This window comes from Thermoanaerobacter ethanolicus JW 200, from assembly GCF_003722315.1.
In the GTDB taxonomy this organism is placed as follows: domain Bacteria; phylum Bacillota; class Thermoanaerobacteria; order Thermoanaerobacterales; family Thermoanaerobacteraceae; genus Thermoanaerobacter; species Thermoanaerobacter ethanolicus.
On sequence record NZ_CP033580.1, the window covers coordinates 2508678 to 2528633 of the forward strand.

Here is a 19956-nt window from a genome sequence, read left to right on the forward strand (position 1 = left end):
TCACCTCATTTTTGAGAAAGGACTTTTTTCAAAAACCATCCAGTATAAGAATTCTCATTAGCAGCAATTTCCTCAGGTGTCCCTGTAGCTATTACCATTCCACCTTTGTCTCCACCTTCTGGTCCTAAGTCAATAATATAGTCTGCACTTTTTATGACATCTAAGTTGTGTTCAATTACAATAACAGTGTTACCTGCATCAGTTAATCTATTTAAAACATCAAGAAGCCTATGCACATCTGCAAAATGTAATCCAGTTGTAGGCTCATCCAAAATATATAATGTCTTACCTGTAGGTCTTTTAGAAAGTTCAGTAGCTAATTTTACTCTTTGGGCTTCTCCTCCTGAAAGCTGAGTAGAAGGTTGCCCTAGTTTAATATATCCTAGTCCTACATCATACAAAGTCATCAATTTATTTTTTATCCTAGGTATATTTTCAAAAAACACTAACGCTTCTTCTACCGTCATATTAAGTACATCCGAAATATTTTTTCCTTTATATTTTACTTCCAATGTTTCCCTATTATACCTTTGACCCTTGCACACTTCACAAGGGACATACACATCCGGCAAAAAGTTCATCTCAATTTTAATTATACCATCTCCTCCACATGCTTCACACCTTCCACCTTTAACGTTAAAACTAAATCTCCCTGGTTTATAGCCTCTCATTTTAGCTTCTGGGGTATTTGCAAAAACCTCTCTTATATAGTCGAAAACTCCTGTATATGTAGCAGGATTTGAGCGAGGAGTCCTGCCTATAGGAGACTGGTCAATATTTATTACTTTATCTATATTATCGATACCCTCTATTGCATCGTGCATACCTGGTTTATCTTTGGACTTATAAATCTTCTGTGCCAATGCTTTGTACAGTATCTCATTTATAAGGGTGCTTTTGCCTGAGCCAGAAACCCCTGTAACGCATATAAATACTCCAAGAGGGAAAACCACATCTATATTTTTTAAATTGTTTTCCTTAGCTCCTTTCACTATTAAAGCTTTTCCATTAGGTTTTCTCCTCTGTTTTGGCACTTCTATCTTTATTTTGCCACTTAAATACTGTCCTGTAATTGACTTTTCACATTTTAACACATCTTCTATCGTACCCGCAACTACAATTTCTCCTCCATGCTCACCTGCACCTGGTCCTACATCCACAATGTAGTCTGCCGCATATATTGTATCCTCGTCGTGCTCTACTACTATAAGAGTATTGCCTTGGTCTCTTAATTTTTTCAAGGAATTTATAAGTCTTTCATTATCTCTTTGATGAAGTCCAATGCTGGGTTCGTCCAAGATATATGTGACTCCTACAAGTCCAGAACCTATCTGACTTGCCAATCTTATCCTTTGTGCTTCTCCACCTGATAAAGTAGCTGCGGGCCTTGACAGAGTTAAATAATCAAGGCCTACATCTACAAGAAAACTAAGCCTTGCTTTTATTTCTTTTAAAATTGGCTTTGCAATAATCTCATGTCTTTCTGTCAATTTGAGTTGGTCAATAAATTTTATAAGCTCGCCAACAGAAAGGTCTGTCATTTCTTTTATGGAAAGTCCACCAACAGTCACAGCTAACGCTTCTGGCTTTAATCTTGCTCCATGGCATGCAGGACAAGTAACCGGTCTCATATACTTTTCTATCTCTTCTTTTATAAAATCTGAAGAAGTATTGTTGTACCTTCTTTCAAGATTGTTTACTATCCCTTCAAATCCATAGGACTTTCCCTTTGTATCTTTGCCATAAAGCAGTACATTTTTTAAATCTTCACTAAACTTTTCATAAGGAGTATTCTCTGTATATCCAAAATGTTCAATCAATCTTAAAATGTTGTAATAAGCATAACTATCCTGTGAAGCAACAATCCCCGGCAACAACCCATTTGCTAATGATTTTTTAGGGTCTTGTATTAAAAGCTCTGGATCTACCTTCATAAATTCCCCCAATCCAGTGCAAACAGGGCAAGCCCCATAAGGGCTATTGAATGAAAACATTCTCGGAGAGAGCTCCTCAATACTTATGTTGCACTCTGTACAAGCGTATTTTTCAGAGAGTGTAAAGCTTTCTCCGTCTATTACATCAATAGTAACTATCCCATCTGCTAATTTTAAAGCTGTTTCTATAGAATCCGTCAGCCTCATGTCAATTCCCAGTTTTATAATAATCCTATCTACTACGACTTCAATAGTATGCTTTTTATTTTTATCAAGCTTAATCTCCTCATTTATATCGTACATTACTCCATCAATTTTCACTCTGACATATCCACTCTTTTTTATATCATTTAAAAGCTTAGCATATTCCCCTTTTCTTCCTCTAATAACAGGAGCCAGTACCTGTATCCTTGTACCTTCTGGCAATTCTTTGACCCTGTCCACCATCTGATCTATAGTTTGCATGCTAATCTCTTTTCCGCAAACAGGACAATGGGGGATCCCAGCCCTTGCATATAAAAGTCTTAGATAGTCGTAAATCTCAGTTATCGTACCTACAGTAGAACGAGGGTTTTTATTTGTGGTCTTTTGGTCTATAGATATTGCCGGTGAAAGTCCTTCTATATAATCAACGTCTGGTTTATCCATTTGTCCTAAAAATTGCCTTGCATAAGCAGACAAAGACTCCACATATCTCCTCTGACCTTCGGCATAAATGGTATCAAAGGCAAGAGAAGACTTGCCAGAGCCTGATAAACCCGTTATCACAGTTAATTTATCTCGTGGAATCTCCAAATCTATATTTTTTAAATTGTGAACCCTTGCACCTTTAATTACAATTTTGTCCTTCACCATGATTTCACCTCAAACTACTTCCTCCAACTGTTTCTTCAATTCAAAAATCACATCTCTCAATTTTGCAGCCTTTTCAAACTGCAGCTCAATTGCAGCTTCTTTCATTTCTTTTTCAAGTTGCTCTATAGTTGACTTAATAATTTCAGGGTCATAAGTCTTAACTTTCTTTCTTGTGTACTTCTGTTCTTCTTCAGCAACGTGAGTAGCTTCAATTACATCTCTTACTCCCTTAATTACTGTCTTTGGAGTTATACCATGTTTTTTGTTATATTCCATTTGTATTTTTCTTCTTCTATTCGTCTCATCAATTGCTCTCTTCATAGAATTTGTTACAGTATCTGCATACATTATTACTCGTCCTTCCGCATTTCTTGCGGCACGTCCTATAGTCTGTATTAAGGAAGTCTCTGAACGCAAAAATCCCTCTTTGTCCGCGTCTAATATTGCCACCAAAGCAACCTCAGGTATGTCTAATCCCTCTCTCAAAAGGTTTATGCCTATTAAAACATCGAATTTACCCAGCCTTAAATCTCTTATTATTTCAACCCTTTCAATCGTCTCAATATCAGAATGTAAATATTTTACTTTTATTCCCATATCCTTGAGATAATCCGTTAAATCCTCAGCCATTTTTTTCGTAAGAGTTGTAACAAGCACTCTAAAGCCTTTATCAACTGTTTTTCTAATTTCCCCTATCAAATCATCTACTTGTCCCTTAACAGGCTTTACTATCACTTCTGGATCCACAAGACCTGTCGGTCGTATTAACTGCTCAACAACCTGCTCTGAATGTTCAATCTCATAAGGCCCTGGTGTTGCAGAAACAAAGATAACTTGATTTATTCTCTCTTCAAACTCTTCAAAAGTAAGGGGACGATTGTCAAAAGCAGAAGGAAGTCTAAATCCGTATTCTACTAATGCTTCTTTCCTTGACCTGTCTCCATTGTACATGCCTCTGATCTGAGGAATTGTCACATGAGACTCATCTATAAAAATAAGAAAATCTTTAGGAAAATAATCTAAAAGGGTATAAGGAGGGCTTCCTGGAGGTCTTCCTGAAATATGCCTTGAATAATTTTCTATTCCTTGGCAGTAGCCCATCTCTTGTAGCATCTCTAAATCGTAATTTGTTCTCTGTTTTAGCCTTTCAGCTTCTACTATTTTACCAGCATCTTTAAGTTCTTTATACCTTTGCTCCAATTCTTCTCGAATGCTTTTTATTGCTCTTTCCAATTTATCTTTTGAAGTAGCATAGTGAGAAGCCGGAAATATAGCCACGTGTTTTCTTAATCCCAGTACTTCGCCTGTTAATACATCAATTTCCGCTATTCTGTCAATTTCATCTCCAAAAAGCTCAACCCTTATCGCCTTATTGGAAAAAGAAGCAGGGAAAATTTCTATTACATCTCCTCTTACCCTGAATTTGCCTCTTGTAAAATTCACATCATTTCTTTCATATTGTATATCTACAAGCTTTTTAATTATTTCGTCCCTATCTTTTATCATTCCCGGCCTTAGGGAAAGCATAAGATTTTCGTAATCTACAGGGTCACCTAAGCCATATATACAAGAAACACTGGCGACAATTATAACGTCTCTTCGCTCAAAAAGAGCTGCCGTAGCAGAGTGCCTCAATTTATCTATTTCTTCATTTATAGAAGCGTCTTTTTCAATATAAGTATCAGTTTGGGGTATATAAGCCTCCGGTTGGTAGTAGTCATAATAACTTACAAAATATTCCACTGCATTGTCTGGAAAAAACTCTTTAAATTCACTGTATAATTGCGCAGCCAAAGTCTTATTATGAGCAATGACAAGAGTAGGGCGATTTAACTTTTGTATTATATTAGCCATAGTAAAGGTTTTTCCAGAACCCGTCACACCCAATAAGGTTTGAAATCTATATCCTTTTTTTACCCCTTCAACTAATTTCTCTATAGCTTGAGGTTGGTCTCCTGTTGGTTTAAAATTAGATACCAACTTAAATCCACTCATTTTTTCTACCCTCTTTGCAATTTATCATCTTATTATTATAGCATACCCTACTTGTCAACACAAACATCGAGTAGGAGCTGAATAATTATTTTATTCAGCGTCCTCTCACACCACCGTACGTACCGTTCGGTATACGGCGGTTCATTAGGAATTGTGTACAATTAGATATCTTTGGGATAAACTCTTATAACCTATGCTTTCAAAGTATTTATTTGTAAGAGTCTTATTTAGGATTGGGCTATTGGATATTCTCCAGTAGCCTTTCCTTGTATTGGCGTATTCCCAGGCTTTTTGTTCTTCTACTCCTAGTTTTACTAAGTTATCATGCTTCGTTTTTATCTTCTTCCATTGTTTCCATATACATGCCCTTAGTCTTCGCCTTATCCATTCGTCAAGGGTTTTCATTATGCTTTTCGCGTCTGCTAATCCAAAATAGTTGACCCATCCTGTTGTTATTTGATTTAGTCTTTTTATTCTGTTTTCCATGCTTATTCCCTTGTTCCGATTGGTTATTTCTCTTACTTTTTCCTTAAACCTTTTGATGGATTTTTCATGGATTCTTATTCTTACTTCGTTTTCTTTTGTATAGAATGAAAATCCAAGAAATTTTCTTCTCCATGGTCTATCTACAGCACTTTTGCTTCGTTGACTTTTAGTTTTAATTTGCTTTCTATGAATTTCTTTATGCTCTTCATTACTCTGTTTCCTGCAGACCTGCTTTTTACATATATGTTGCAGTCATCTGCATATCGGCAGAATTTATGCCCTCGTTTCTCAAGTTCTTTGTCTAGTTCGTCCAACATTATGTTTGCTAATAGGGGACTTAATGGCCCTCCTTGGGGTGTCCCTTCTTCTGTTGATACTTTGATTCCGTTTATCATTACTCCTGATTCTAGGTATCTTCGTATTAACTTTAGTACCCTTTTATCTCCTATCCGCTTTTCTAGTTTGGACATTATTATGTCGTGGTTTACTCTGTCAAAGAACTTTTCTAAGTCCATATCTACAACCCATGTGTATCCTTCATTTATGTATGCTTCTGCGGCTTTTATTGCGTCTTTTGCACTGCGTCCTGGTCTGAATCCATAACTGCTATCTGAAAATGTATGGTTGTAGACTTTATTTAGTATTTGGGCTATTGCTTGTTGTATTAGTCTGTCTAGTACTGTAGGTATTCCTAGTAGTCTTACTCCTCCATCTGGTTTGGGAATTTCTACTCTTCGCACTGGTTGTGGTTTGTATTTCCCCTCCAGCAGTTGTTGTTTTATGGTTGCCCAGTTTTCTTTGAGATACGGTAGAAGTTCATCTACTTCCATCCCATCGACTCCATGGCTTCCTTTATTTGCAACAACGCGCTTGTATGCTGCTTCCATGTTCCTTCGTTCTACTATCATTTCAAGCATCTTGCTGGTATATCTTTGTACTTCGTTTCTTCCATCTTCCGACGCCGATGATATACTATGCACTTCCGTTGTCTTTTGAAATTCCATTTCTCTATTCAACGGATAGCCTCTTGGTTGAGTTGTCTGCAGTCTCTGCATATCTTTCGAGTCCATAAGATTTCCAAAACCTCCTAACGTTCGGTCCTTCCTTATCTATTCATGTCTAGATAAGTACTATGACCTCTGCTGACTTCTCAAGGTTCAGCCATACATCACTGCATGGGTTGTCACTTCAGATTTTACTTCCATGACTTATCCTTGAGACCTCCCCGGGTAAGAACGATAACTTTCATCTCATATATCTGCCAGATTTACTGTATGGGATTCGGGTAGTGTTGGACTTCGTTTTGTTACGCAAACTCATCCACCCCAATTCAGCCTCTTATCTGGTTCTTGTTCATCAGACCGAGATTTTGCCTTAAGCTTCCTTCAGATTCCACCTCACGATGGACACCCTTGCTCTTGGCTAGTGGTTCCCACTACCAAGCCCACAGCGGACTTTCACCGCCTAGCTATCGCCCATGCCGGGCGCACATAACCAAACAGCCGGCCTTTACAGGTCGGCTGAATTTTTTATAATTCCGTCTTTAAGTTTTGGCACAATATCAAACTTATCAACTGTCAAGCAAAACTCAATATCTTCATCATACCCTAAGTCTTTTAATCTTTTAAAGTGATAGCCCTCCTTCATTATTTCATACAAGTTGTCCTCATAAGGTTTATACAAAAAATAACAGGCTTTTGACAAATCATCACTTTCAAATTTCATTAAATCTTGCAATTTTTTATATATCACTCCAGCAGTTATTATGTCGTCAAAAGAAAATTTCCCTTCTGTACCAGCACATACAATTACTGTATCTTTATTGCTTGTGTATATATACTTAGCAACAGCAGAAGCATTTAAAAGGCATCCTAAAATTACATTATCTGCTAAAGAGACTTTTTTTAAAGCTTTTGTTCCATTAGTAGTAGTAAAAATTATCGTTTTATTCTCTACTTTTTCACGAGTATACTCTAAAGGAGAATTAGATAGGTCAAAGCCTTCAATCTTTGTAGAGTTTCTTTCCCCAGCTAAAAGATAAGTTTTTTTATCTAAACTTTTTACAAGTTCGATCGCTTCTTCTACTTCTGAAACTGGAATAATCTCTTTAGCTCCGTTGTACAAAGCAGTAGTAATAACACTTGTCGCCCGTAGAGTATCTATTACAACGACATTTTTGTCTTTTAATTCTCTTTCATTAATAGAATTATATGTTTCAAAAGTTTGTAAAAACACACACTTTGCCTCCTTATTTGTTTTTCTTAAAGATGTTTTTAAATATTTCTTTTAGTTTTTTTATAAATATTCCCCCCTCATTGATTTCATAAATCATAGAAGTTGCCTTTGGCACTATTAAAACTCCTAATCCCAAAATTCCCTGTGGATCCTTATATTCATAGTTAGTGTAATTACCATTTAAATCTTTTACAGTGATCCACATCACAGAAGGCCGTTCATTGAGTATTCGTATTATATCATCTGGCTCATTAATAGGAATATCATTAATTTTTAATATTACATCCCCCGGTTTAATTCCCATTTCTCTAGCGGGAGAACCTTTTGCTGTCGCTAAAATCATCACTCCTGTATCTGGCGCTACAAAAAGAGGTGGATTTTCCCTTTCTTCTCTTTGGCCTATTAAAATTAAAAGCTCATGAGCCACTGGAGCAAAAATAGCTGCTAAATATTGAAATAATTTAATATAGATTCCTAATATCGCCAATATAATCAAAACTATACTAAAGAAAAATAAACGTATAGAAGAAATTCGCGTTTTCTTTTCTGGAAGTTGTGTTAAAGCTAAATCTCCGTATCCTAAAGCTGCAATACCTGGCATAATTAAAAAAATTGCATTATTTAAATCAATTCCAGCCGGTTTGATAATGGGCCACCAATCTGGCATATTTACTCCCTGTCCCGTTATTGTTATCCCAGTAGCAATAGTTAATGCAGCAAAAGGAATAGGCCAAAATTTTTGCATAGTAAAGCCTCCTGCCACTCGCCCATCCTTAAGCCTTACAAAGATAGGAGTGGTATTCCTTGGACCATCTATATATATTAAAAGGCTTTCCATCAAATGAAGAATACCTACAATAGACATAAGTGCAGGAACACTTATACTAGGAAATCCAAAAATTAAGCTGGATAGGGAAACTATTCCTCCTGCATAAGAAAAACAAATATATCTAGGATTGACAAACATTAACACTATAGCCAAAGGCCATACATACTGAAGCCCTACATTTTCTATTGTTATTCCTAAAAATATCATAAAAAAGCTCCCAATTATTGCAGCAATTACACCATAAAAGATAGAGTCAAGAACCAATTCTTTCATTGGTTCTTGCTCATGTCCCATAATCTCTCTTTCTATAGCTATTTTATTTCTATACTGCATTATCATTAGAATTATCACTATCCAGAAAAAAGGATTAAAAATTGACAAAGCTATTGTCTTTATTGCCATCCAAAAAACTTGAATAAAAGCTATCATTTTAACACCCTACTTTATCTCACTTTTTACAATCTCAAAAGCTTTTATAAGCTGAGTATCTCTTTTTAAGTCAGGAGTATCTTGAAGAGTGTAATTTGCAGGAAGCTCTACTACGTAATTTGGCTCAATTCCTTTGCCTTGAATATTTGTGCCATTTGGCGTGTAATATCTCGCAATAGTATATTTTAATCCTGTACCATCGCCAAAGTCAACAACAGTTTGTACCAGCCCTTTCCCAAAGGTAGTGGTTCCAACTAAAATTCCTACTTTTCTATCTTTTATTGCACCTGCTAAAATTTCTGAAGCACTGGCACTGCCTTTATTTACAAGCACTGCAATAGGCAATCCCAATCCTGGTCCTTTAGAATAATATTCTTTATTGTCAACTCTTCCTTTAGTCGTCACAACAACTCCTTTGGGCAAAATTAAATTAGAAATATCTATAGTTTCCTCTAAAAGTCCACCAGGATTATCTCTTAAATCTATTATAAGTCCTTTCATTCCTTGAGATTTTAATCTATTAAGGGATGCTTTAAAGTCATCAGAAGTACTTTGATCAAACATTGTAATCTTAATATATCCAATCTTATCAGGAAGCATTTCCTCATATACCGTTTCTAATTTTATTATCTCTCTCGTGATTGTCTTAGTAAAAGTTTTTCCTTCTCTCATTATAGTAAGCGTTACCTGTGTTCCTTGAGGTCCTCTCATCATTGCCACTGCCTCGTCTAAATTTTTGCCACTTACTTTTGTATTGTTCACTTCTACTATTATATCCCCGGATTTTATCCCTGCTCTTTCTCCTGGTGTATTTTTTATTGGAGAAACCACTACAATATGATCTTCTTTATCAACTGCTACAACTATACCTATTCCCCCATAAGTGCCTGTAGTCTGAGTCATAAAATCAGAAAACTCTTTTTTATTCATGTATACAGTATAAGGGTCTCCTAAAGAGTTGGCCATCCCTTTCATAGCGCCTTCTAAAAGGACTGAGGAGTTAACTTTATCAACATACCTATTTTCAAGAATTTTCTCAATATCAAAAAGCTTATTATATTCTTCTATCAACTGGTACTCCTCACGAGAAACAAGGACTTTACCATTAGGAAGAGCCACTGATACTGCATTTGCTAACATAAAAGTTATAACATTTGTAACTATTAAAAGCACTGCTAATAAAATATAAAATCTTTTTTTTGCCATAATTTCCCCACCTTTTTTAGTCTCTTAAAATTATATATGTATGTTCTTTTTTATTATACAACATTCATGAAATAAAAAAAACAGACTGGTTATTTTAACCAGTCCATCGGATCTACAGGAACACCGTTTTTGCGCACTTCAAAGTGCAAATGAGGCCCTGTACTTAAACCTGTGCTTCCTGCCTTCGCTATAACTTGACCTCTTTTAACCATATCTCCTTCTTTAACTAATAAAGCAGAATTATGACCATACAAAGTGGATATTCCGTCTCCATGGTCTATAATTACTGCATATCCATATCCACCGTAATAACCTGCAAAAATGACTTGTCCATCTGCCGCAGCTACTATTGAAGCGCCCGTCTCGGCAGCAATATCAATACCCGTATGCATTCTACTCTGTTTAAGTATAGGATGATATCTCATTCCAAAAGGTGAGGTTATAACACTACTAGAAGGAACAGGCCATAAGAGTTTTCCACCACCATATTTAATTTTTGACTTCGCTTGTAATTGTTGAATAACTGTTTCTAGTTGTTTTGATTGTTGCAGTAACTCGTCTTCCTGTTGTTCATATAGTTTTTGCTGTCTCTCTAAATCTCTCATTAAACCTTCCCGCGAGGCCATAGCTACTTGTAATTCCCTTTGTCGAGAAACTATTTGATTTTTATAATTTTGCGCTTCTTTTTGCATTTGTGCTAATTCTTCCTCTTTTTGTTCAATAAGTTCTCTTTGTTGCTTATAGGATTCAAATAAATTCGAATCAAAATCTACTATGCGTTTTACAATATCCAATCGTGTTATAAAATCTCCAAAATTTTTGGCACCAAGAAGCACATCTAAATATCCCCATTCTCCACTTATGTATATAGCCCTTATGCGCTCCTTCATTGTTTGGAACTGGGTATTTTCCTTTTGTTTGGCCGCTTCTAATTCTTTGCGCGTTTTGTTAAGTTTTGCAGTAATATCAGACAATTGTTTTTGTGCATTTGCTAATTCTTGCTGTGTAGCATTAAGTTTTTTATCTAAATCTGCTATTTGAGCGGCAATATCATTTTTTTGATTAATTACTTCTTCCTTTTTCTTCTTAGTCTCAGTAATGGATTTTTGAATTTGATTTAATTTGTTTTTAGCATCTTGAAGCTGGTCCGCTTTTGGATAGGACGTAAAGAGCACTGTAAAGAGAAATATAACAACAAAGAGTAGCCATTTCCACCTGTATCTTCGCAATGCTATTTCCCCCTTGTAAATTTTACACATTCAAGAACCTTTTAATTGAAAGTCCACTTCCTAAGGCTCCAATTATTGCACCAATTAAAGAAAAATACACCAAAATGTCCCCTACTATTTTTTCTAATGGCAATAGTTGAAACACTATTAATTTATTATTAATAATATCAAGCACATATCCATAAATTAAAACTAATAGTGCAACTGATAACAAGGCACCTACCAGTCCTAATACTACACCTTCAATCAAAAAGGGCCATCGTATAAACCAATCAGTCGCTCCAATATACTTCATTATGTTTATTTCTCTTCTCCTTGCAAAAACCCCCAATTTTATTGTGTTGGAAATTATGACAATTGAAATTATAAAGAGAATAAGTATAATGGAAAGCCCCACTATCCTTATTATCTTTATAATTCCAAGAAGCTTATCTACAACATCTTGCCCATAACTTACCTTGTCAACTCCATTTATTTGCTTTATCTCGTTTGAAATATCTTTCATTAAACCAGCATCTTTCACTTTTACTATATAAGATTGGGGAAGGGGATTGTCCTTTTCTAAACCTTCTGCTAAATAGCTTTTATCTCCTAATTGTTGTTTAAATTTTTGTAAAGCCTCTTCTTTAGATTCAAAAACTACTGAAGTAACACCAGGTATTGTTTTTATCTCATTACCTATTTGGCTAACTTCTTGCTCAGAAATATTATCTTTTAAAAACGCTTTAAGTTCTAATTGAGATTCCACCTGATTAGTCAAACTATTAACATTTAAAATAATAACAAGAAACAAACCTAAAATAAGCATTGCTGCCATTACAGAAGTTATAGAAGCTATTGTCATAAGCCTATTTCTTGCTAAATTGCTAAAACCTTCTTTTAAAAAATATTTTAAATTTCTAAAGAGCATATCCATAAACACCCCTTGCTTCATCTCGTACTATGTTTCCTTTTTCCAGCGCTATTACCCTTTTTTTCATAGCATCTACTATGTCTTTTGCATGGGTGGCCATAACAACTGTAGTACCTCTTTTATTTATTTCAGAAATAAGTTTTACAATTTCCCAGGAAGTATCAGGATCCAGATTCCCCGTAGGTTCGTCTGCTATAAGAATAGAAGGTTCATTTACAATAGCTCTTGCTAAAGAAACCCTTTGCTGTTCTCCACCAGACAGCTGCCTAGGATACTTGTCCGCTTTATCACTTAATCCTACTAATGACAATACCATCGGGACTTTTCTTCTTATCTCCTTTGGATGTGCTCCAACTATTTCCATAGCAAAGGCAACATTCTCAAACACTGTTTTATTAGGAAGCAATCTAAAATCTTGAAAAACTACCCCCATACTCCTTCTCAAATAAGGTATCTCCCGCTTTTTAAGTTTTGTTATATCTTTTTTATTAATCACAATACTGCCAGAAGTAGGTTCTTCCTCTTTTAGCAATAATTTAATTAAAGTTGATTTACCTGCACCACTAGGCCCAACAATAAATACAAATTCTCCACTTTCAATTTCAAAACTAATATTTGAAAGAGCAATTATATCTTTATTGTATCTTTTAGATACATTTATAAACTTTATCAAATTTTCTCACCTCGGAATATCGTATAATTTTGTCAAAGTCATGATCATCTTTAACAGGACAGCTTCATCAAAATTCTTAGCATCCAGGCCTGTCATTTTAAAAATTTTATCAAGTCTATAAACTAATGTATTCCTATGGATGTACAGCTCTCTGGCAGTCTCACTCAAATTTAGACTATTTCTAAAAAAAGCATTTAGGGTTTGTATCAATTCCTCATCTTTGAAAATACCAAAATCAATATTTCTTTTTTTAATAAAATTATTTACTTTTTCTATGTCAATTCCCCATAAAATTTCTGCAAAGCTGTAATCTTCGTAAATATATATTCCTTTTTCATCTTCCAATTTTTTACCAATAAGTAAGGCTGTCTCTGCTTCCCTATAGGCGATATGTATATCCTCAATTGGCACAAAGGAAGAAGAACTGGCTATTTTTACTTTCATATAGCCTTCAGCTTCTATCATATCTTTCATAGTTTTATAAAGTTCTATTAAAGAGTTATTTCCCTTGTAAGAAAATATCGCTGCAAATCTTTTATCATCAAATTTTACAGTATATAAATTACCTTTATCAAAAATGTTGGTAATTATCTTTATCGCATCGTCAATTTCATTATTCGATTCGACAATTGCTACTGTGTATTTCACATTCTTATTTATTTTATATTTTTCAGCATAATACGACACTAAATTTACGCTTAATTTACAAGTTAAAGCCTTTATCAAAAACTCTTCTCTATCATATTTGTGCAATAATTGTTCAAAAATTAGAGAAATTAGATAAAGCACTTTTTTTGATTGTTCATCTTTTCCTTCTAAAGCGATAGTAAAAAAGAGAACATCATTGTAAAATATGTTATAGCATATAAATTCCCCTACTTCATATATCTCTTTTTCATCAATATATTCTACATTTATCTTTAAAAATCCTGCTTTTTTTTCAAAAAAATCTTTGTCGCCGTAAATTAAATTCCCGGACTTATCTATTATATATATTGGCATTTGAATATTTTTTTGAATATCGTAGGCTACCTTTTTTATAAGGTCATAGCCGATCATTTTCATACCACCTTACTTTATAGTATACAATAATTATACACTATTTCCTAGAAGAAATAATAGGCAAATGTAAATTTATGTGGTATTTTGACACAAAAAATAAAAGGCGGAATAACCGCCTTTTAGCTTATTACTCTATTCAAAATTGTCATTTCTGTTTCTTTGTCAAACATGTGCAATTTATTTATATCAAATCCTATTTTAATTACGTCTCCTGCTTTTGCTCTTGTTCTTGGATCTACTCTTGCTGTCAATGAAACACCATTCACATCCAAATATAGAAATGTCTCTGGACCCATTAGCTCTGTAACTTCTACTTTTGCTTCGACTACAGCCTCTGGATATGCTTCCAAGAACACTTCTTCGTCATGCAAATCTTCTGGCCTTATTCCTATCACAATTTCTTTTCCCACGTAGCTTGGATCTTTTAATCTTTTTAAAATCCCTTCTGGCACCAAAATGCTGAATCCCTTAAAAGTAGCATATACTTTGCCATTCTTATTTTCTAATCTTGCATCAATAAAGTTCATTTGAGGACTTCCAATAAATCCAGCAACAAACAAATTATTTGGATAATCATAAATAGTCTGAGGCTTATCTACTTGCTGAATAACGCCATCCTTCATAACTACTATTCTCGTACCCATTGTCATAGCTTCTGTTTGGTCGTGGGTAACATATATGAAAGTCGTCTGTAATCTATCGTGCAGTTTAGACAGCTCGGTTCTCATTTGTACTCTCAATTTTGCGTCTAAGTTTGACAAAGGTTCATCCATCAAGAATACTTTTGGATTGCGGACAATAGCACGCCCCAATGCAACCCTCTGTCTTTGTCCGCCTGACAAAGCTTTTGGTTTCCTGTTTAAATATTCTTCCAATCCTAAAATTCGAGCTGCTTCTTTTACTTTTCTATCAATTTCCGCTCTTGGAACCTTTCTAAGTTTAAGTCCAAAAGCCATATTGTCATACACTGTCATATGAGGATAAAGAGCATAGTTTTGGAATACCATTGCGATATCCCTATCTTTTGGTGGCACGTCATTCACAAGTTTGCCATCAATATAAAGTTCGCCCTGAGATATTTCCTCAAGTCCTGCTATCATTCTCAATGTTGTAGTTTTACCACAACCAGAAGGTCCAACCAATACTATAAACTCTTTGTCCTGAATTTCTAGATTAAAATCTTTAACTGCGGTAACACCGCCTGGATAAATTTTATAAACATGTTTGAGTACAACATCAGCCATTTTTAGATTCCCCCTATTAGAAAACGTTTGATGTTTTTATTATAATACTATTTCTTCTTCTTTACTATCGTCAATAAATATGATATTTAGCACAAATTTTTGTACAATATATCTACAGTAGTAGGTATTTTTTTCTTTAACCCTCTTTTTTTTGAATTTTATTTAAAAAATTAAACCACAAGAACACCAATACCCCATCAATAGCAATCAAACTCAAAAAAACATATAGTTTCACTATTTCCCCCTCCTCATCCCCGGGGATAATTTAAAAATAGCGATGAGATTCCCTAAGGCCAAAAGTGCTGCCACGTCTATAATTAGACTATATAAATAATGCCAGTGAAGATATTTTAGTACCCCTATATGCACTAATGAATATTCCATTACAAAAAATAGTACAGTTAAAACAATCACATTTATAAAGCGCAAAATATTATTTCTAGGATATGTTTGTGCATACAATACTCCTATGCAAAAAGGTGCGCCAAAAGTAAAAAATAAACTTGAATTAAAAATTTTAATAACAACATTAGAAAAATCGTAAAGATTAAGACCAATTGCAATTTCATCTACAACAAGTTGAAAACTTAAAGCTAATAGGCCTCCCCATACAGTATATTTTATATATCTCCAATCAACTAACAAAAAGAAAATAATCCATGAAACTATGAAAGTTATTATCCATGGCATTTATACCACCTCTTATTTAGTTTACCCATTTTTTAATATCTAATAAAAAATTTTTTGAAAATCTATTGACAGCTGTTTTCATAAATGATATTATAATAAAAAAAGTGAATAACAATACCTCATCTTCTTGGAAGGTGAGGTAGAGGCGCGGGTCATCAAGAGTAGTATACCAGAGGTATTTAAGGGCCGATGAAGGTATATGAAAGGGATGCTCGCCGAAGCGCGTAAATTCCTTAAAGTTTACGCAGCTGGGCCTATGCCGAATAGGTATAGGACTGTCACTGGAGGTTTCCCGAGCCTTCAGTGAAGAGCTATCTCGCTATAGGGGGAAGGAGGTATTACCATGTCTATGTGCAAAATAGGCAGCTGAGGTAATACTTAGCTGTATTTTATTTTGTTTTTTAGTTTCATAATTTAAATTATTAAAGTAAATGAGGTTGATAGAATGTTGCATGGGACAATGAAAATAAATTCAAAGGGTCATTTGGAAATAGGTGGTTGCGATACTGTAACTCTTGCAAAAAAGTTTGGTACACCGCTTTATGTAATAGATGAAGAGCTCTTAAGACAAAATTGTAGAGTATTTTACAATGGCTTTAAAAAAGATTATCCAGGAAATGAAGTGATTTATGCCAGCAAAGCTTTCATGACAATGGCAATATGCAAAATAATTGAAGAAGAAAACTTGGGTCTTGATGTCGTTTCTGGTGGAGAATTATATACTGCGTTAAAAGCAGGATTCCCTGCTGAAAAAATATACTTTCACGGCAACAATAAATCGAAAGAAGAACTTATAATGGCATTAGAAAATAACATTGGGAGAATCATTGTAGATAATTGGTTTGAACTAAATATGTTAAATGACTTGGCAAAAAAGATGAATAAAGTTCCTAATATTTATATAAGAGTATCTCCTGGTGTAGAAGCTCATACTCACCAATATGTAAAAACAGGACAAATAGATTCAAAATTTGGCTTCCCTCTTTTTAATGGAGACGCAATGAGAGCCATAGAATATGCTTTAACTTTGGAAAATGTAAATATAGTAGGTCTACATTCTCATATCGGTTCTCAGATTTTTGATGCAGAATCTTATAAAGCTGAAATAGAAATTATGATGAATTTCTTAAAATTAGTAAAAGAATTTTTAGGTTGGGAAGTAGGGGAACTAGATTTAGGTGGAGGTTTTGGAATAGCATATGTAGAAGAGGACGATCCCCAGCCAATCGAACAAATAGCACAAGAAATAATGCAAGCAGTAAAGGAATATTCCGTTGCTTTAAATATAAAAATGCCAAACATAATTGTAGAGCCAGGTCGTTCTATAATAGGAAATGCTGGAACTACTCTTTACACAGTAGGAGCAATTAAAGACATACCAGGTGTTAGAAAATACGTAGCAGTAGATGGAGGAATGTCTGATAATATACGTACCGCTTTATATGGAGCAAAATATGATGCTATTGTAGCTAATAAAGCTAAGAATATAAAATCAGAAAAAGTATCAATAGCAGGAAAGCTTTGCGAATCAGGTGATATGCTAATTTGGGATATTACCCTACCTAAAATTGAAGAAGGAGATATTTTAGCAGTGCTGTGTACAGGTGCTTACAATTATTCGATGGCCAGCAATTATAACAGGTTACCTCGTCCTGCTGCAGTACTCGTATCTAATGGTCAGGCTGACATAATCGTTGCGCGAGAAACTTATGAAGACTTAATCCGAAATGATATAATCCCAGAAAGGCTAACCAATGAAAAGAGAAAAATCGCTAATTATTAAAAAAAGAGAGGGATAACCTCTCTTTTTTATTATTCGAGACTGTAAAAAATTTTGTGTAAACCGATTAAAAACCTCTTTCTTGGTAAGAATTAGAATATATACTAAACCAAGAAGGAGGTTTTAAAAATGTCACTATTGACAAAAGAACAATTAAGAAATTTCATTAGTGAAAACAATATTCAATCTATTCCAGACCTTTATACATCATTAAAAAACCTTTTTAAAGATACTATTCAAGAAATACTTGAAGCAGAACTTTCAACAGAACTTGGCTACGAAAGATATGACAAAAAAGACAAAGATACTCAAAATTCAAGAAATGGCTATACTCAAAAGACGGTAAAAACTCAATTTGGTGAGATGGAAATTGATATTCCAAGAGACAGACAAGGAGAATTTGAACCCAAAATAGTTCCGAAATACAAAAGAGACATATCAGGAATTGAAGAAAAAGTAATAGCTCTATATGCAAGAGGGATGTCAACAAGAGATATTCATGACCAGATAAAAGACCTGTATGGAATAGAATTATCTGCAGAAATGGTAAGTAAAATAACCGAAAGAATAGTACCAGAAATAAAAGAATGGCAATCAAGGCCATTAGAAAAGATATACACTTTCATATTTATGGATGCCATCCATTACAAAGTAAGAACAGACGGTCATATTATCAATAGAGCAGCTTATGTAGTATTAGGGGTAACGATAGAAGGCATAAAAGATGTATTAGGGATATGGATTGGAGAAAATGAGAGTTCAAGATTCTGGCTTGGAGTATTAAATGAGCTAAAGAACAGAGGAGTAGAAGATGTTTTAGTATTTTCTGTAGATGGATTAACAGGGATAAAAGAAGCAATACAAGCAGCATTTCCAAAATCAGAGATACAAAGATGTATAATACATCAATTAAGGAACTGCTTCAAATATGTGTCATATAAACACCTTAAAGAATTCAGTAAAGATTTTAAAGCAGTATATCAAGCAGCTAATGAAGAAATAGCAAGGGATGAATTTGAGAAATTAAAAAACAAATGGCAGAATCTATATCCTTATGCCATAAAGAGTTGGGAGAATAACTGGGATGTATTAAGTCCATTTTACAAATTCCCTGAAGAAGTAAGGAAAATAATGTATACAACAAACATAATTGAAGGATTCCACAGGCAGTTAAGGAAAGTTACAAAATCAAAAACAATATTTCCATCTGATGAAGCATTAGAAAAAATGCTATACTTAGTAACAATGAATGTATTAAAGAAATGGACAGTGAGGTATAAAAACTGGGATATAGTATTAAACCAATTAATCATAATGTATCCTGGAAGACTTGAAAAATACCTATAGGTGGGCGAAGCCCGAAAAAATTTTTTTCTCTAGAACTTTTGAATCCCTAGGTCTTCAAAGGTTCTAGAGAAAAGCTTACAGTATCCCTAATTAAATATTTTAACCAAAATTATTCACTTTCATGCATAAGATATAGAAAAAAGGTCATACTAAAGATAGAACAGATAAAAATGTTAACTGATTCTTGCTGAGAAAGAGGATATAATTAATCTAAATACACAAAATATTTTTCACTCCCTATTATTCACTTTCTTTTGCTGTTTCAGTAGCCTCTTCTTCTGCCTCTTCTTCTTCACTTTCTCTCGGTGCCAATACAGAAACTACAATCTCATCAGGGTCATCTACAACTTTTACTCCCTCAGGAACTTGTATATCTTTTACAAAAAGTGTATCTCCAATCTCTAAATTGCTTAAATCCACAACAATTTCTTGAGGAATTTTGTCGGGTAAGCTTTCCACTGTCAACTCCCAAAGTTGATGCTGTACAATTCCACCTCTACTTTCAATAAGGCCTATTCCCTCAAATTTCAACGGAACAGTAGCTTCAATTTCTTCATACATTGACACTCTTTGGAAATCCACATGAATTATTTTCCCTTTCAAAGTATCTTCTTGAATTTCTTTAATAACCGCATTATGAGTAGAACCATCCACAATCACATTGAGGAGGACATTCCTTCCATGTTTTTGTAGCAACCTTTGAAGCGCGTTATATTCCACTGCCAAAGGAATGCTCTCCGCCATACCCTTGCCATATAAAATAGCAGGAATATAGCCTTGATTTTTCAAACGGCGAGCTGCATTTTTACCAGTATCTCTTTTTATAGCTTCGATACTGATTGCTTGCATCTGTCACTCCTCCTTTTGCTTATTGTTTCCAAATATTATTTTACCACTACGTTTAATAAATATCAAATCCATTTGACAGGTTAATTTTTTCATAGTAAACTTTTATGTGTAAAGTGTGCGCCTGTAGCTCAGCGGATAGAGCGTTCGGCTCCGGACCGAGAGGTCGCAGGTTCGATTCCTGTCAGGCGCACCATTTATTT

The 19956-nt window shown here is 34.5% G+C and carries 14 protein-coding genes, 1 tRNA gene, 1 pseudogene and 1 riboswitch; of the genes and pseudogenes, 3 read left to right on the forward strand and 13 right to left on the reverse strand.

Annotated elements, in window-relative coordinates; all coding sequences use genetic code 11:
- Positions 1-5: 5 nt before the first annotated feature.
- From uvrA to EB239_RS12625, 12 genes and pseudogenes are all read right to left on the reverse strand, one after another.
- Positions 6-2789 (reverse strand): excinuclease ABC subunit UvrA, encoded by a 2784-nt coding sequence (gene uvrA, locus EB239_RS12565; protein WP_003869422.1) that lies wholly within the window; start codon positions 2787-2789, stop codon positions 6-8.
- Positions 2790-2798: 9 nt separating this feature from the next.
- Positions 2799-4784 carry an excinuclease ABC subunit UvrB gene (gene uvrB / locus EB239_RS12570; protein WP_003869423.1) on the reverse strand — a complete coding sequence of 662 codons (1986 nt, stop codon included), beginning with the start codon at positions 4782-4784 and terminating at the stop codon, positions 2799-2801.
- 144 nt (positions 4785-4928) lie between these two features.
- Positions 4929-6340 (reverse strand): annotated as a pseudogene (ltrA, locus tag EB239_RS12575) (group II intron reverse transcriptase/maturase).
- A gap of 439 nt (positions 6341-6779) precedes the next feature.
- Complete coding sequence (locus EB239_RS12585; RefSeq protein ID WP_003869427.1) at positions 6780-7505, reverse strand: 2-phosphosulfolactate phosphatase family protein; 726 nt, start codon at positions 7503-7505, stop codon at positions 6780-6782.
- 13 nt (positions 7506-7518) lie between these two features.
- Positions 7519-8763, reverse strand: coding sequence for a PDZ domain-containing protein (locus EB239_RS12590; protein WP_003869428.1), 1245 nt, complete (start codon positions 8761-8763; stop codon positions 7519-7521).
- Positions 8764-8772: 9 nt separating this feature from the next.
- Entirely contained in the window at positions 8773-9969 is a 1197-nt protein-coding gene (locus tag EB239_RS12595; RefSeq protein WP_003869429.1) for a S41 family peptidase, read from the reverse strand.
- 89 nt (positions 9970-10058) lie between these two features.
- A complete protein-coding gene (locus EB239_RS12600; RefSeq protein WP_019907921.1) occupies positions 10059-11198 on the reverse strand; it encodes a murein hydrolase activator EnvC family protein in 1140 nt (379 codons plus the stop codon).
- A gap of 22 nt (positions 11199-11220) precedes the next feature.
- Positions 11221-12114 carry a permease-like cell division protein FtsX gene (ftsX, locus tag EB239_RS12605; RefSeq protein ID WP_003869431.1) on the reverse strand — a complete coding sequence of 298 codons (894 nt, stop codon included), beginning with the start codon at positions 12112-12114 and terminating at the stop codon, positions 11221-11223.
- The gene (ftsE, locus tag EB239_RS12610) at positions 12098-12784 is read right to left on the reverse strand and encodes a cell division ATP-binding protein FtsE (RefSeq protein ID WP_003869432.1); all 687 of its coding nucleotides are present in this window, start codon (positions 12782-12784) and stop codon (positions 12098-12100) included. Before ftsE ends, ftsX begins: the two co-directional genes overlap by 17 nt.
- A gap of 6 nt (positions 12785-12790) precedes the next feature.
- The gene (locus EB239_RS12615; RefSeq protein WP_003869433.1) at positions 12791-13843 is read right to left on the reverse strand and encodes a PucR family transcriptional regulator; all 1053 of its coding nucleotides are present in this window, start codon (positions 13841-13843) and stop codon (positions 12791-12793) included.
- Positions 13844-13965: 122 nt separating this feature from the next.
- Positions 13966-15090 carry an ABC transporter ATP-binding protein gene (locus EB239_RS12620; protein ID WP_003869434.1) on the reverse strand — a complete coding sequence of 375 codons (1125 nt, stop codon included), beginning with the start codon at positions 15088-15090 and terminating at the stop codon, positions 13966-13968.
- A gap of 234 nt (positions 15091-15324) precedes the next feature.
- A complete protein-coding gene (locus tag EB239_RS12625; RefSeq protein ID WP_003869435.1) occupies positions 15325-15780 on the reverse strand; it encodes a hypothetical protein in 456 nt (151 codons plus the stop codon).
- 132 nt (positions 15781-15912) lie between these two features.
- Positions 15913-16102: riboswitch (Lysine riboswitch) on the forward strand.
- 123 nt (positions 16103-16225) lie between these two features.
- Between EB239_RS12625 and lysA the strand changes: the two genes are divergently transcribed.
- Both lysA and EB239_RS12635 read left to right on the forward strand, forming a co-directional pair.
- Positions 16226-17563 (forward strand): diaminopimelate decarboxylase, encoded by a 1338-nt coding sequence (lysA, locus tag EB239_RS12630; RefSeq protein WP_003869436.1) that lies wholly within the window; start codon positions 16226-16228, stop codon positions 17561-17563.
- Between the two features lie 126 nt (positions 17564-17689).
- Entirely contained in the window at positions 17690-18907 is a 1218-nt protein-coding gene (locus EB239_RS12635) for an IS256-like element ISTwi1 family transposase (RefSeq protein ID WP_129545149.1), read from the forward strand.
- Positions 18908-19147: 240 nt separating this feature from the next.
- Here the strand turns inward: EB239_RS12635 and EB239_RS12640 are convergent, their stop codons facing one another.
- Positions 19148-19756 carry a 50S ribosomal protein L25/general stress protein Ctc gene (locus tag EB239_RS12640; RefSeq protein WP_003869439.1) on the reverse strand — a complete coding sequence of 203 codons (609 nt, stop codon included), beginning with the start codon at positions 19754-19756 and terminating at the stop codon, positions 19148-19150.
- A gap of 117 nt (positions 19757-19873) precedes the next feature.
- Here EB239_RS12640 and EB239_RS12645 point away from each other — a divergent pair.
- Positions 19874-19949: transfer RNA gene (locus EB239_RS12645), tRNA-Arg, on the forward strand.
- Positions 19950-19956: the final 7 nt, after the last annotated feature.